The organism is Aurantimicrobium sp., from assembly GCF_036667855.1.
GTDB lineage: Bacteria > Actinomycetota > Actinomycetes > Actinomycetales > Microbacteriaceae > Aurantimicrobium.
In genome coordinates, this window is the sequence record NZ_JAVWTF010000014.1 from 23,990 (window position 1) to 38,517 (window position 14,528).

15 protein-coding genes and 1 tRNA gene are annotated in these 14,528 nt (G+C 56.3%); 14 read left to right on the forward strand and 2 right to left on the reverse strand.

Annotation, left to right across the window (positions count from 1 at the left end; all coding sequences use genetic code 11):
- Window positions 1–13: 13 nt before the first annotated feature.
- From RR877_RS04620 to RR877_RS04660, 9 genes are all read left to right on the forward strand, one after another.
- The gene (locus RR877_RS04620; RefSeq protein ID WP_332551084.1) at window positions 14–928 is read left to right on the forward strand and encodes an ATPase, T2SS/T4P/T4SS family; all 915 of its coding nucleotides are present in this window, start codon (window positions 14–16) and stop codon (window positions 926–928) included.
- Window positions 929–986: 58 nt separating this feature from the next.
- Complete coding sequence (locus tag RR877_RS04625) at window positions 987–1,775, forward strand: hypothetical protein (RefSeq protein ID WP_332551085.1); 789 nt, start codon at window positions 987–989, stop codon at window positions 1,773–1,775.
- 79 nt (window positions 1,776–1,854) lie between these two features.
- Window positions 1,855–2,055 carry a DUF4244 domain-containing protein gene (locus tag RR877_RS04630; protein ID WP_110234829.1) on the forward strand — a complete coding sequence of 67 codons (201 nt, stop codon included), beginning with the start codon at window positions 1,855–1,857 and terminating at the stop codon, window positions 2,053–2,055.
- Window positions 2,033–2,371 carry a TadE family protein gene (locus RR877_RS04635; RefSeq protein WP_332551086.1) on the forward strand — a complete coding sequence of 113 codons (339 nt, stop codon included), beginning with the start codon at window positions 2,033–2,035 and terminating at the stop codon, window positions 2,369–2,371. Before RR877_RS04630 ends, RR877_RS04635 begins: the two co-directional genes overlap by 23 nt.
- On the forward strand, window positions 2,361–2,702 hold the full coding sequence (locus tag RR877_RS04640) for an Rv3654c family TadE-like protein (protein ID WP_332551087.1): 342 nt from the start codon (window positions 2,361–2,363) through the stop codon (window positions 2,700–2,702). Before RR877_RS04635 ends, RR877_RS04640 begins: the two co-directional genes overlap by 11 nt.
- Before the next feature lie 63 nt (window positions 2,703–2,765).
- Complete coding sequence (gene topA / locus RR877_RS04645) at window positions 2,766–5,600, forward strand: type I DNA topoisomerase (RefSeq protein ID WP_332551088.1); 2,835 nt, start codon at window positions 2,766–2,768, stop codon at window positions 5,598–5,600.
- 3 nt (window positions 5,601–5,603) lie between these two features.
- A complete protein-coding gene (tmk, locus tag RR877_RS04650) occupies window positions 5,604–6,224 on the forward strand; it encodes a dTMP kinase (protein ID WP_332627752.1) in 621 nt (206 codons plus the stop codon).
- A 36-nt stretch (window positions 6,225–6,260) separates the two neighbouring features.
- On the forward strand, window positions 6,261–7,430 hold the full coding sequence (locus RR877_RS04655; protein WP_332627753.1) for a DNA polymerase III subunit delta': 1,170 nt from the start codon (window positions 6,261–6,263) through the stop codon (window positions 7,428–7,430).
- Entirely contained in the window at window positions 7,427–8,944 is a 1,518-nt protein-coding gene (locus RR877_RS04660) for an alpha/beta hydrolase (protein ID WP_332627755.1), read from the forward strand. The genes RR877_RS04655 and RR877_RS04660 overlap by 4 nt, the downstream gene beginning before the upstream one ends.
- Here RR877_RS04660 and RR877_RS04665 read toward each other — a convergent pair.
- Complete coding sequence (locus RR877_RS04665) at window positions 8,941–9,708, reverse strand: M56 family metallopeptidase (RefSeq protein ID WP_332551319.1); 768 nt, start codon at window positions 9,706–9,708, stop codon at window positions 8,941–8,943. The two genes, RR877_RS04660 and RR877_RS04665, sit on opposite strands and share 4 nt — an antisense overlap.
- 6 nt (window positions 9,709–9,714) lie before the next feature.
- Window positions 9,715–10,077 (reverse strand): BlaI/MecI/CopY family transcriptional regulator, encoded by a 363-nt coding sequence (locus tag RR877_RS04670; protein ID WP_332551320.1) that lies wholly within the window; start codon window positions 10,075–10,077, stop codon window positions 9,715–9,717.
- An 88-nt stretch (window positions 10,078–10,165) separates the two neighbouring features.
- Between RR877_RS04670 and RR877_RS04675 the strand changes: the two genes are divergently transcribed.
- From RR877_RS04675 to RR877_RS04695, 5 genes are all read left to right on the forward strand, one after another.
- Complete coding sequence (locus RR877_RS04675; protein ID WP_332551321.1) at window positions 10,166–10,672, forward strand: copper chaperone PCu(A)C; 507 nt, start codon at window positions 10,166–10,168, stop codon at window positions 10,670–10,672.
- 9 nt (window positions 10,673–10,681) lie between these two features.
- Window positions 10,682–11,938, forward strand: a complete 1,257-nt coding sequence (locus RR877_RS04680) for a Dyp-type peroxidase (RefSeq protein ID WP_332619041.1) — start codon at window positions 10,682–10,684, stop codon at window positions 11,936–11,938.
- A complete protein-coding gene (locus RR877_RS04685) occupies window positions 11,935–12,534 on the forward strand; it encodes a copper resistance CopC family protein (protein WP_332627756.1) in 600 nt (199 codons plus the stop codon). Before RR877_RS04680 ends, RR877_RS04685 begins: the two co-directional genes overlap by 4 nt.
- Window positions 12,535–12,603: 69 nt before the next feature.
- Window positions 12,604–12,679: transfer RNA gene (locus tag RR877_RS04690), tRNA-Thr, on the forward strand.
- A 47-nt stretch (window positions 12,680–12,726) separates the two neighbouring features.
- The coding region (locus tag RR877_RS04695) for an MMPL family transporter (RefSeq protein ID WP_332627757.1) at window positions 12,727–14,528 on the forward strand (1,802 nt) is incomplete at its 3' end.

The following is a 14,528-nucleotide window of genomic DNA, read 5'->3' on the forward strand; positions in this document are numbered from 1 at the left end:
ATATTTTGGGCCGATGCTTACCCATCTGGATACCCACCTGAGAAATCCGCGAATTACGGACGTTCTCATTTCCAGTAATGCCGGATTATGGGTAGATCAGGGCGAGGGGCTGCAGCTGGATGCCAGTTGGTCGTATACAGAACCCGAGGTCAGAGCCCTCGCTGTTGAGCTGATTGGGCGAGGTGGACGGCATATCGACCAAGCACATCCCTGTGTGGATGTGCGATTGCCGGGAAACATTCGCGTGCACGCTGTGCTGTCACCGGTTGCAAGCTCTGGCACCACGATTGCCCTGCGCATCCCTCGCACCACTGCCCTTACCTGGGAAGACCGAGTGGCGTCAGACTTCATGACGGAGAGAGAAAAGCATTTCTTGCTCGAGTGCGTGGAGCGCAAGCGCACAGTACTCATCACCGGCGGAGCTGGCTCCGGTAAGACCTCTTTATTGGGACACCTTCTCTCTTCAGTCCCTCATCATGAGCGCATTGTGGTTCTCGAAGATGTCACCGAACTTCAGATAGATCATCCTCATGTGATTGCGCTCGAAGCCCAGCAAGCCAATATTGAGGGCGCTGGTGGCGTGAGCGTGGAACAACTTGTTCCTCAGGCTTTGCGGATGAGGGCAGACCGCTTGGTGCTGGGGGAATGTCGCGGTGCTGAAGTGGGAGCCGTGTTGTCTGCCCTCAACACAGGCCACAGTGGTGGCGGCCTCACCCTCCACGCCAATTCTTTGGCAGATGTTCCGGCACGCCTGACTGCCTTGGGCTATCTCGCCGGAATGAGCACAGAACTAGTTTCCGCACTGGCCCGGGGAGGGCTCGATGTCATTGTTCATGTGGAGCGAGGTGAACATGGCAGGCGTATTGCAGCGCTGGGTGAATTCATTCCGGGTGAGGGTCCACTTACTGTCCGCGAGTTCGCCCTCTGAGGTTGAACGCTCACTCAGAGAACTGGCGCAGAAAACTGAACGCGTTGCCTCATTACTCATGGCCGGACTCTCACCGAGAGAGGCAGCACACTCTGCGGAACTTGATCTTCAGGCCGCCGTGAACATTCAGGAGAGGACCCCGAAAGCCTTCCTGAGTGTTGTGTGGAACTTTGCATTGGAGTCCGGAGCGGCACCGTCTGCGGTGTTGAACGTGTGCGCTGAGGCTTTTGCTCACGCAGCTGAAAATGCACGTCATGCTCGTGTTCAGCTTGCTGGACCGCAAGCGGCAACACATCTCGTCATGGGATTGCCACTGGTTGCGGTGGCAGGAGGGTACCTCGCTGGATATAACCCGCTGGCTTTCCTGCTCGGTTCGTTATTCGGCTGGCTCCTTCTTGTTGGTGCTGCATTCTTAATGTTTCTTTCCTCCCGGTGGTCACGGCGAATGGTGAGACATGCACAACAGTGGGAATGGTCGCGGGGAATGGCAGCAGAGGCAATGTCGATGTCGCTGTCTGCGGGCCACTCCCTTGCCCAGGCCAGGCGCTGGGCAGCTCAGGTCGCTACCTCGTTCACCGTAGATCACGAGATGGCTCAACAGGAGCTTGCTCGGTGTGATGAATTCATGGCGTTGGCAAGCAAGACGGGAGTGGGTTTATCCGGGCTTCTTCGAAGCCAAGCCCAACGTGAGCGCAACGCAGCCCGTGAAGAAGCGCAGATGCGTGTGGAGAAGCTTGCCGTGCGATTGATGATCCCGTTGGGAGTGTGCGTATTACCGGCATTTATTGCCGTCGGGGTGCTGCCGCTGGTTGCCAGTGTGATTTCCTCCACAGCACTGAATTCATAAAAGAATTCCACCTCTTATATAGAGGTGTGAATTCGCGCATTCTTTCTGCGCTGTGATGGGGGCGAAAGGTGTGGTGATCATGACAACTCACAAACTCAACAAACTCATTCAAGCCCTGAAGCACTTCCGCTCTGAAGCCGGTGCCGCAACAGCGGAATACGCCATTGCCACGATGGCAGCGGTTGGCTTTGCCGGACTACTCGTGACCATCTTGCGCGGAGATGAAGTGAAGCAAATCCTGACGGACATGGTGCGCCGTGCTCTCACGTTCGGAGGGTAGTGTCACCGCTGAACTGGCGATGGTGCTGCCGGCCATCATCTTGGTGCTGGGTGTGTGTCTCCAAGCGGTGGGTGCTCTGGGTATTCAGCTGACAAACTCTGCCCTGGCCAGGCAAGCCGCCCGGGAGTTATCTCGTGGTGTTGAAGTCAGCGTGGTGGCCAGCTCGCTGTCACAGGCCAATTCCCACGCCTCACTTCGGCACTCGACCGAGGGTGATCTGGTGTGTGTTTCCCTGAGCCAGTCCACGGGTGTGGGGCCGTTGTCATGGCTGCTTGCAGAGGTCCAGGTTCGGGAGTGTGTGATCAATGCGCAATGAACGCGGTTCGGGTGCTGCGGCAACACTGATTCTGGTCGGAGGGGTCATTTCGGTGACATCTCTTCTACTTTTTTTCGGAACAGCTCTGATCACCCTCGACAGAGCACAATCCGTCACCGACCAGGCAGCCCTCGAAGCAGCGGATGCGGCATCGGGGCGCATCCCCGGATATCCCTGTAATCGCGCGGAAAGACTCGCCAAGATGAATTCTTTCCAGATAGAAAATTGTGATGTTCAGGGTTTGATTGCGCGGGTGACCTTGCAGGTCACCGTGTTGGGAATTTCTACCCACACTCGAGCCAAAGCTGGACCCCAAAATGAGCTGGAGTGATTGACGAACCCAAATTGCCGTGTATCTTGACCTTTTGGAACGCCACTTAATTCGGAGGAATGTTTGTCCAGCTCTAGAAAGCTCGTCATCGTCGAGTCACCAGCCAAAGCCAAGACCATTGGTAAGTACCTGGGCGACAACTACGAGGTGCTCGCATCGGTCGGTCACATCCGTGACTTGCCCAAGCCCAGCGAGCTTCCTGCGGACATGAAAAAGGGACCCTTCGGCAAGTTCGCAGTCAACGTCGAAGACAATTTCGAGCCCTATTACGTCGTCTCCGAGAACTCCAAGAAGACAGTCGCCGAACTCAAGAAGGCTCTCAAGGATGCCGACGAGCTTTACCTCGCAACTGATGAGGACCGCGAAGGTGAAGCGATCTCCTGGCACCTGCTCCAGGTGCTCAAGCCCAAGGTTCCCGTTCACCGCATGGTGTTCCACGAAATCACCAAAGAAGCTATTCAGGCTGCCCAGGAGAACACTCGTGAGCTCGACACTGCTCTCGTAGATGCTCAGGAAACCCGCCGTATTCTCGACCGCCTCTATGGCTGGGAGATGTCGGATGTGATGCGTCGCCGCGTTGGTCCCGGTACCTCAGCTGGTCGTGTCCAGACCGTTGCATTGCGTTTGGTTGTAGACCGTGAGCGTGAGCGTATGGCGTTCAACTCCGCCAACTACTGGGATTTGCTGGCAACTCTGGGGACCTCAACAGAGGCGTCCACACAGTTCGAAGCCAAACTGGTTCGTGTCGGAGGTAACACCATTGCCTCGGGTAAAGACTTTGATGACAACGGTCAGCTGACCACCAAGGCAACGCTGCTCACCGAAGAAGCAGCAACTGCGCTCGCCGCGGCACTGCGTGAAGCAAGCACCGAGATTGTCGTGGCAGGTCTAGAGACCAAGCCCTACACCCGTCGTCCTTCCGCTCCCTTCACCACTTCGACCCTGCAGCAGGAAGCTTCGCGCAAGCTCAAGTTCTCTTCGAAGCAGACCATGAGCGTGGCTCAGGGCCTGTACGAAAACGGTTACATCACCTATATGCGTACCGATTCGCCTTCCCTGTCGGGACAGGCGATTGCGGCAGCTCGTGCTCAAGCAACCACACTCTATGGAGCAGACCAGGTTGCAGATGCACCTCGTCAGTACTCGGGTAAGAGCAAGAACGCTCAGGAAGCTCACGAAGCTATTCGCCCTGCTGGTGAAACCTTCAAGACTCCCGCAGAACTTCAGAATGTTCTCCGTGGCAACGAGTGGAAGCTCTATGACCTGATTTGGAAGCGCACTGTTGCTTCCCAGATGGCAGATGCCAAGGGTCAGACCGCAACCGTCACCGCAAAGGCAACCCCTGCATCCGGAGATGCTGTGGAGTTCACCGCCAGCGGCACCGTCATCACCTTCCGCGGCTTCCTCAACGCTTATGAAGAAAGCACTGACGAAGAGCGCAACGCTCAGGACGCTCAAGCAGAAGCCAAGCTCCCCGTGATGACCGAAGGTCAGAAGCTCGTCCTTGCTGATGTTGAGGCCAAGGGCCACGACACCACGCCTCCTCCTCGTTACACCGAAGCAACCCTGGTGAAGAAGTTGGAAGAGCTCGGCATTGGCCGTCCCTCCACCTACGCATCGATTCTGGGTCTGATCGTGGACCGCGGCTATGTCACTCCCAAGGGCTCGGCATTCGTTCCAGCGTGGGTTGCATTCTCCATCGTTCGTCTCATGCAGGAGCACTACACCGACCTCGTTGACTATGCCTTCACCGCCGAGATGGAAGAAGATCTCGACAAGATTGCTGGTGGCGAAGGGACCGGTTCACAGTGGCTGAAGAAGTTCTACTTCGGAGAGCCTGGCCACCACGGACTGCGCGAAATCCTCGACAACATCGGCGATATCGATCCCCGTGAGCTCAACACCTTCCGCATTGGCGAGAACGGCGCTGCTATCCGCGTGGGCAAGTATGGCCCCTACATCGAGGTCACCAACCCTGATGCTACCGAGGATGAGAAGCCTCGCATCGTCAACATTCCCCTGGATTTGGCCCCCGATGAGCTCACCCCTGAAAAGGTTCAAGAGCTCATCGATGCCCCCATTGTCACTGACCGCGTGCTGGGTGTGAACCCGGACAACGGGAAAACAGTTGTGTCCAAGGATGGTCGTTTCGGACCCTATGTAACCGAGCTCGAACCAGAGCCCGAAGTTGCTCTCGACGAGGCAGAGATTGACCCCGCCACCGGCGAAGTTGTCGAAGTCAAAAAGAAGAAGCGCGTGGCCAAGGCCGAGGTCATCAAGCCTCGCACCGCATCACTTTTCAAGAGCATGGATCCCGGCACTGTTGATCTGGAGACTGCTCTCAAGCTGCTCAACCTTCCTCGTGAAGTGGGTGCAGATCCTGAGACCGGTGAGATGATCACCTCGCAGAACGGTCGCTACGGCGCCTACCTCAAGAAGGGCACCGACACTCGCTCGCTCGAGAACGAAGATCAGATCTTCGCGATCGACCTCGCTGGTGCTCTCGAGCTGTTTGCTCAGCCCAAGTATGGAGCTCGCAAGGCAGCCAGTGCGATCAAGGAATTCGACGCTGACCCCGAAAGCGGCAAGCCCATCAAGATCAAGGACGGTCGCTTTGGTCCCTATGTCACCGATGGCACCACCAACGCCACGATCCCTCGCGGTGAGGTGCCTGAAGAGATCGACTTCGATCGTGCGGTTGAACTTCTGGCCATCAAGCGAGCCAAGGGACCCGTTGTTCGCAAGAAGGCTCCTGCCAAGAAGGCCGCTGCAAAGAAGCCAGCTGCCAAGAAGGCAACCAAGAAGGTCGGCGACACCATCGTGGTGAAGAAGGCCGGCGCCAAGAAGGCTGCCACCACCTTGGGTAAGTCAGGCATTTCTTCCAAGGCAAGCGAGTAACGCATGTCCGGGTTGTTCATCACCTTTGAAGGTGGAGACGGTTCGGGAAAGTCCACCCAGGCATCTCTTCTTGCTGAGTGGCTGACTGCACAGGGTCGCACAGTTGTGCGCACCCGCGAACCCGGTGGTACTGATGTGGGTGTTGAGGTGCGCAACCTCGTGCTGCACCACCGCGGAGACATTGATCCCCGTGCAGAAGCTCTGCTCTATGCCGCAGACCGTGCCCACCACGTGGCCACGCTGGTGCGTCCCGCACTGAAGCGTGGCGAGGTCGTCATCCAGGACCGCTACTTCGATTCCTCTGTTGCTTACCAAGGTGCTGGTCGCGTTCTGGATGCGAAAGAAGTTCGGGATTTGTCTCTCTGGGCAACAGACAGCTTGCTGCCTGATGTGACCGTTCTTTTGGATCTCGATGAGAACCTGGCACGCACGCGTCTCGATGCAGCAGATAAGCCGTTCGATCGCCTCGAGAACGAAAAGGCAGAGTTCCATGGCCGCGTTCGTGCAGGTTTCCTTGCGCTCGCCGAGGCAGAGCCCGAGCGGTTCTTGGTTTTAGACGCCACTCGTCCCATCGACGAGCTCGCTGCCGCTATTCGCGCCCGCGTCGAAGCTGAGTTGTCCTAGAAGTTTCTTGTCAGCTACTCCCGGTAGCCTTGAGCTATGAGCGTGTGGGATGAACTCGTTGGCCAGCAGGAGGCCATAGATGTCTTCCGTGCGGCATCCGAGTCCGAGCTAGCTTCAGCAACCTCTCACGATTCGGCCATGACGCATTCGTGGCTCGTGACGGGCCCTCCGGGTTCTGGCCGTTCCAACTTGGCCTATGCATTCGCCGCGTCGTTGCTGTGTCGAGATGGGGGCTGCGGAAAGTGTTCCGACTGCACGCAGGTTGCTGCCCGAACTCACCCCGACCTCGCCACGCTCACCACGGAGCGCGTGATTATCTCGATCGATGAAGTGCGCGCTCTCGTGCAGAGCTCACAGTATTCGCCTGCAGTCTCGCGCTATCGCGTGATTGTGATTGAGGATGCTGACCGCATGGCAGAGCGCACTTCCAACGTGCTTCTGAAGGCTTTGGAAGAACCTCCTGAGCGCACGGTGTGGATTCTGTGCGCACCCAGTGAAGCAGACTTGATTCCCACTATCCGCTCTCGCGTGCGCTCTGTGCGCTTGCGTGTGCCCAGTGTTCCTGACGTGGCCAAGCTCATCGTGGCCCGAGATGGCGTGGATGAGGTGACGGCAGAGCGTGCTGCTCGTCATGCCCAATCCCACATCGGCATGGCTCACCGTCTTGCGACCAATCCTGAAGCTGCTGCACGCCGTGAAGAAACAGTGCGCCTGGTGTTGAACATCATGACCGTGCGCGAGGCAGTTCTTGCCGCTGCCCGCATGATTGAGATTGCCACCGACGATGCCAAAGCCATTACGGAAGAGCGTGATGGAGTTGAGCTCGACCAGCTTCGCCGTTCCATGGGTATCGCCGAAGGCGATGCCATTCCAGCAAACTTGCGCAGCCAGGTCAAGGGATTGGAAGAACAACAAAAGCGTCGTTCCACGCGAAGCCTGCGTGATGGGCTCGACCGCATCCTGGTTGATCTGCTCTCGGTCTATCGCGACGTGTTGCGCTTGCAGCTCGGCGTCAGTGACGAGCTCATCAACGTGGAGTTTGAGAATGAACTGCGAGCCGCCGCCGCTGCACGCACAAGCGAAGACACCCTTGCCACCATGGAAGCCATTGGCGAAGCTCGTGAACGCATTGATGCGAACGTTGCACCTGCCCTGGCAATGGAAGCACTGTTGATCCGCGCTTCGCGCTCTGAAGTTCCTGCATGAGAATGAAAGTTGCCCTGAAAGGGCTGATTCTCGCTGTTGCTGCAGTGGCACTCACCGCCTGCTCGGGTGGAGTGGTTCCAGAACCCACTAAGTCCCCAGAGGCCATTCCGGCCGAATACCAGCCCTACTACTCTCAAACTTTGGAGTGGGCTGACTGTCACGACGGCATGCAATGTGCAACGGCTATTGCTCCCCTGGATTGGAACGAGCCTGCGGGAGAGACTATTGAGCTTGCTCTTGTTCGTCACTCCGCGACGTCGTCCAAGAAGCTTGGGTCACTGTTTGTGAACCCGGGTGGCCCGGGTGCTTCGGGTGTGAGCTTCGTTGCAGATTCTTTGGACTATGCCGTCAGTGGGGCTGTTCAGAAAAACTATGACGTGATTGGTTTTGATCCTCGAGGAGTGGGAGCCTCCACACCTGTGGTGTGTGTCGATTCTGCAGCTGAAATGGATGAGTTCCTCTTCGGCGCTACAGACACAGTTCGAGCCAGCCCAGAATGGTTCGCTGAACGAGAGAGGGCGAGCGCAGAGTTCGCTCAAGGTTGCCTTGAGCGAACTGGTGACCTCCTTGCTCATGTGGACACAGTCAGTGCTGCGCATGACTTGGACATGTTGCGTGCGACGGTTGGCGATCGTGAGCTCAACTACTTGGGCTACTCCTATGGCACCTTGTTGGGTGCGGTCTATGCCGAGAATTTCCCCGAGAACGTTGGTCGCATGGTTCTTGATGGTGCACTCGATCCGGCATCGTCGAGTTTCGAGGTCAATCTCAATCAATCCATCGGGTTCGAAAAAGCATTGCGCGCTTATCTGGCTGATTGCATTGAAACTGAGGGATGCCCCTTTAGTGGCAGTGTTGAGGAGGCAATGACTCAGGTGGGGGATCTCCTGGCGCAACTCGATGAATCTCCCCTATACGCAAGTGATGGCCGGGTTCTCGGTGCTGATGCCATGCTCACGGCGATCATTGCTCCCCTCTACAACCCTGATGCGTGGAGCTTCCTGACAGATGTGTTTTCTGCGGTTGCTGACGGTGATGCTCAGCCTGCTTATTCCTCAGTGGATTGGTATTACAGCCGTGGTGATGACGGAGAGTATCTGGATAATTCCACGGAAGCTTTCCTTGCCATCAATTGCCTTGACTATCCCGTGACGAAAGACCCTGAACAGTGGGAAAAGGAAGCACAGGAGCTAGCGCGAAAGGCACCGGTCATCGGTCCCTACATGGCCTATGGCGATGAGCTCTGCTCTCAATGGGCCTACCCAGCGGTGATGACTCCACATAAAATTTCAGCCCAAGGCGCCGGTGACATCCTTGTCATTGGCACCACGGGTGATCCCGCAACTCCCTATCGTTGGGCGAAAGCTTTGGCTGCCCAGCTCGAGGGCGGTCATCTCATCAGTTACACCGGTGAAGGCCACACGGCCTATAACAAGTCCAACTCGTGTGTAAATGATGCCGTGGATGGATTCTTGTTGCGCGGCAAAGTACCTGCACAAGATCCGAAGTGCTAGGTATCTAAGCGGGCAACACGCTCATCAATGAGCGGGCTCTCACCAAAGCATGCTTTCAGTGCCTGTGCCACGGCGTGGGGAGAGCACTGGCGAGACGCTGCATCATCTGCCAAGAGTTCTGTCGTGATGCGTGTGGCCTGAGCCATACGTTCACTGGCCGAGAAGCCAGGTGCAACGGCCATAGCGAGAATCCCAGCTGCGCGAATGACCCCATGGCGCTGGTCGAGGTGCGCTTGTTCGTGAGCCAATGCTGCTTGCAACAATTCAGGGCTTAGTTTATTTACCAACTCTGAGCTGACCATGATGCACTGTGCGCTGGGCGCCGCCATCAACACAGATTGGGCAGAGTCGAAGATCATCACGCGGTGCCCGGAGAGCTCGGTGATCTGGCCTTGCGAAATTAGGAGGGTGAACTGTTCCGACAGCGCTCTCCGAGAGGATCGAAGTTCACCCAGGGCTGCACCGAAACGGAAGACCAAGATCCCAAGAACCCCCAGCGCTATCCATCCATAGATGTTCTCCAAGATGGGCACAACGATGCGGGCAGAGTTGTCTTCAACGACGTGTTGGGCGAGTGCTCGACCAACGAGTCCCACCAGTGCTGCAAGAAGTGAAAGAGCGGCAATCCCGAGACAAATGAACCACGCCCACAGTACAAAGCCAGGATGCTTACTCACTAACTCAGGGTTGGCGAGGATACGCGGGACAATGAGCGAAATTGCTGCATAGACAGCGAACAACTCAACAATCGTTCGGAGTTCCATGAGGAGCTAGTTATTGCCGTCGATGGCCTTGCGCAAGAATGCACGGTCTTCTTCAGAGAGTGATCCGGCGAAGTGAAGCAGAGCTGCTGCTTGGTCGTCAGCACTATTGAGGGCCGACGTCATCGTGTTTGTGACGTGATCAATGCGGCTTTGGGCTGCCGCAAATGTCTGGCTACGACCACCAGTTGAATTCTTCACAACCTGGCCTTTGGCACACATCCGGTCGAGCACAGTGATGAGCGTTGTGATGGCGGGAATGTTTTCAGTGAACTTGGCCTGGACCTCTTTGGCGGTCATCGGCTCGTTTTCATGCCAGAGGATGGTCATGATGTCTGCTTCGAGTTCACCTCGGTTGCGCTGGGGTGCCATGACTTCTCCTGAGTTGTTTTTTCTACGACTTGTAGAATACTATCAGTGTTCTACGTTACGTAGAATATACCTGAACAAAGGAATTGATGTGAAGAACTCAACTTCCGCAACCAAGCGCGGATTCTCTCTGGTAGCTGTGGCCATCGCTGCACTCGCACTCGTCGGCTGTGCACCAGCAACCCCTGAGGCCGTCACCCCCACCGCTTCCGATGTGTGGATTAAGGCTGTTCCTGAGCTCATGGACGGCATGGCGATGACTGGTGTCTTCATGACCCTCGAAAACTCTTCTGACGAAGACATTGAACTCGTCGGCGCAACCAACACTACTGAAGGCCTTTCTGAGACCCCCCTGGAAATCCACGAAGTGGTCAAGGGTGATGACGGTGAAATGAAGATGCAAATGGTTGAAGGCGGCATTATTATCCCCGCTAAGGGATCCGTCACTCTCAAGCCCGGTGGATACCACGTCATGTACTGGGATCTTCTCAAGCCCATTCCCGTTGGAAGCCACGTCACCATGACCCTCGAATTCTCCAACGGAACTACTCGTGATGTTGACGCCGTAGCCCGCGACATCTCCACCTACGCAGGCTAGGAAAACACAATGACTCATACGCCAGTGGAAGACAGCGAAACTCAGGGAGTATCCCGCAGAAGATTCTTGGCTTCCGCTGGCGTTGTCTCGAGTTATGTGGCTGCGGGAGTGGCCGGATTTGCTGGCGGTGCCCTCACCGTCAACGCAGCACAAGCGTCCACTCCCGAGAAAGAAGCGCAGCTTCGAGCTCAGCAGCAGTCAGCAACGATTCCCTTCTATGGCGAATACCAAGCCGGGATTATGACCCCGCTGCAGGCCTATGGAACTTATGCGGCCTTCACCCTGAAGCCCGGAATTACCGTTGATCAGGCTCGGTCCATGATGCAACTCCTCACGGACGATGCCGCACGGTTAGCCAAGGGAAAGCCCACCCTTCCCGATGGTGAGCCCTATCTCGCCACAGAGCCTGCTCGCCTCACATCAACGTTTGGTTTTGGTCCAGGCTTCTTCAGCAAGCTGGGACTGCAGGGAGCAATGCCTTCTGGTTTTGGTGAACTTCCTGCCTTCTCCATCGACCAACTGCAGCCTGAGTTCAGTGGTGGTGATCTTGTCATTCACGTGGGCGCAGATAACCCCTTGACGGTTGCCCACGCGGCACGACAACTCAGCCGGACAGCTCACACTTTTGCTGAGCCGCTGTGGTCTCAAACTGGATTCAACCGACCGCAATACGGTGTTCCCTCGGATCAAACTGGACGTAACCTCTTTGGCCAAGTAGATGGAACTATCAACCCTCGCACGTCTCAAGAATTTGATGCTCAGGTGTGGGCAACCTCTGGGCCTCAATGGTTCCGTGATGGCACATGCCTGGTTGTCCGCCGCATTCAGATGGACTTTGAGGGCTGGGACAAACTTGATGACACCAAGAAGGAAACGGCCATGGGTCGCAACCTGCACAACGGTGCACCGCTGACGGGCACGAAAGAGTTTGACGCGCCTGACCTTGCCGCTAAGCACGACAATGGCATGCCTGTTATTGCTTCTTTTGCACATGTTCGTCGGGCGCGGACCAACAACGCCGAAGAAAAGTTCCTTCGCCGACCTTTGAACTATGAAGATGGCCTGTTACCTTCGGGGCAACCCAATGCCGGTCTCATCTTTGCCGCATACATGGCCAATGTTCAGAAACAATTCGTTCCCGTACAGCAACGTTTGGCAGACTTAGACCTCATGAACACGTGGACGACCCCAATTGGGTCGGCAGTGTTTGCACTTCCTCCTGGCAGTCAGCCAGGAGGCTATATCGGAGAAGGGCTCCTCGGATGATCCGTCGTATTGCTTCCATCATTGCCACCGCACTGATGGCGCTCTTTGTCGTTATGGGAACCACCTCGGTGGCCCACGCTCACTCTGACACTTTCCAGTCGGTGCCAGCTAATGAATCCGTCGTCTCGACCCCCGTAGTTGAACTGCAGTTCACCTTCGTTGAAGCTGTGGCGCAAGAGTTTGCACCCGAAGTTTCCCTCGTCAACGCTGAGGGTGCTGCTGCAGAGCTGGGCACCCCCACCTTTGACGTCACGGGTGCAACGATGACGGTTCCCATCGTGACCGGTGCTCTGCCCAATGGCGTGTACACCGCGAGCTACCGCATCGTCTCTCAAGACGGACACCCTTCCTCAGGTTCTTTCTCCTTCACTGTCGAGGGCTCTGACGCTGATCCTCTGGGTGAAGCTGTTCCTGTCGAGGAAGAAGCTGTTGTCACTGAAGCAGATGAAGAGCTCATGGTCACCTCGGCGGGAACAGACGCAGGTAATGGTCAGCTTCAGTTGGCATTGGGTCTTGGTGCTGCTGGTGCCGTTGCGCTGGCCGCCGTGATTGTGATTGTGGCACTGCGTCGTCGTCGCAATTCCTCTGCGAAGTAGTTTTCTCCAGTTTCAACTGGAGAAATCAAGCTACTAAGCTTGAAAACTGTTCCGCTTCGTGCGGTTCGTGCCGCCTTAGCTCAGTTGGTAGAGCGATTCCCTCGTAAAGAATAGGTCAGGGGTTCAATTCCCCTAGGCGGCCCCATAGCTCGTTCTTTCTGTTGCGTCACACGTATTTCTTAGGGGAAACACATGAAGGACTGGACTCCGAAACTCTGGCTGCGCATCTTGCTGCCCACAGTTCTTGTAGTTGTCTGGTTTGCGATTGCTGGTCTCGGCGGTCCAACCTTCGGCAAGATCTCAGAAGTCTCTACTAACGACCAGGCCGGCTTCCTTCCCGCCAGTGCTCAAAGCACCGAAGTTAACGACTGGCAGACCAAGTTCAACGACTCGGAGAACATCCCTGCCATCGTGGTTTTCCAGAAGGACTCTGGTGACGTCACTGACGCGGACAAGATCAAGTTTGATGAACTGACCACCACGCTCGAAGAGGCAGAGGATGTTGCACCCACTGTGGAGGGACAGGTTCCTTCTGTGCTGGGCCCCACCTACTCTGAAGACGGCCAAGCCGTTGAGTACTTGGTGTTCTACTCAGCAAGTGGTGAAGAACTCCTCAGTAGCATCGAGGGTCTGCGTGCAGAACTCGCTGATGTGACTCCAGCTGGCTTCACTGCGTATGTGACTGGTCCTGGTGGTCTGCTCGCTGACTTCGTTAGTGGCTTCGCCGGCATTGACGGCATTCTGCTGATCGTGGCCCTGCTGGCTGTGTTCATCATTCTGTTGGTTGTCTACCGCGCACTCTTGCTGCCAGTTTTGGTGTTGCTGACGTCAGTGTTCGCCCTGTCTGGTTCCATCCTCGGTATCTACTACCTCGCCCTGAATGACCTGATCAAGGTTTCCGGTCAAAGCCAGGGAATCCTTTCGATTCTGGTTATTGGTGCTGCCACCGACTACGCCCTGTTGTTTGTCGCCCGATATCGCGAGGCCCTGTTCGAGGTTCAGAACAAGTGGTCGGCACTGGGTCGCGCATTCAAGGGTGCTTTTGAGCCCATCTTCGCCTCTGCGGCCACAGTGATTGCGGCGCTGCTGTGTCTGCTGTTCTCTGACCTCAACTCCAACAAGGCACTCGGTCCCATCGCCGCATTCGGTATTGGTTTTGCATTCCTGGCAGCCATTAGCTTCCTGCCAGCTTTGCTGGCCATCTTCGGCCGTGCTGCGTTCTGGCCTTTCATGCCCAAGCCAGGCAAGAAGAAGGTGGCTCCGGTTGAGCCCAACACTCTTCCTGGTCTCGAAGGTGTTCGTGGTCTCTGGAAGGGCGTGGGTAACCTCGTAGGCAAGAAGCCTCGTGCCACCTGGATTATTACTCTGGTTGTGCTTCTTGCCGCCGTTGCTGGTCTGCCCGGGCTCAAGGCCAGTGGTATTCCACAAACTGACTTCCTCCTGGGCGACAACATCGAGTCCGTTGATGGTCAGGAAGTCCTCGCTCAGCACTTTGATGCGGGTGACGGTTCACCCGTGATCATCATCGCGGACGAGTCCAAGATGGACGCTGTGATGTCTGCTGCGGAAGCAACCGACGGAATTTCTAAGGTGTCTGTTCAGGCAGATGCGGAAGCCATGTCTGCTGCCTACAAAAAGGCAGCTGAAGACGCTGCAGCTGCTGCCGCAGCTGCCTATGCCAGCGGCCCACCTGCTGCCGGTGCTCCTTCGGCTTTTGTGATGCCTGAGATTGAAACCATTCCTCAGGTTGTCGACGGCAAGGTTCTCATCAATGCGAACTTGACCTACCAGGCTGACTCCAAGGATGCAGAGAACGTCGTTGAGCAGATGCGCACCGACTTGATTTCTGTGGATCCTTCGGTTCTAGTCGGTGGTGAGACAGCTATTGCTCTTGACACCAACAAGACAGCTGAAGCAGACCTCGCCAAGATCATCCCGATTGTTCTAGTCGTTATCTTCTTGATTTTGATGTTGCTGTTGCGTTCGGTGGTTGC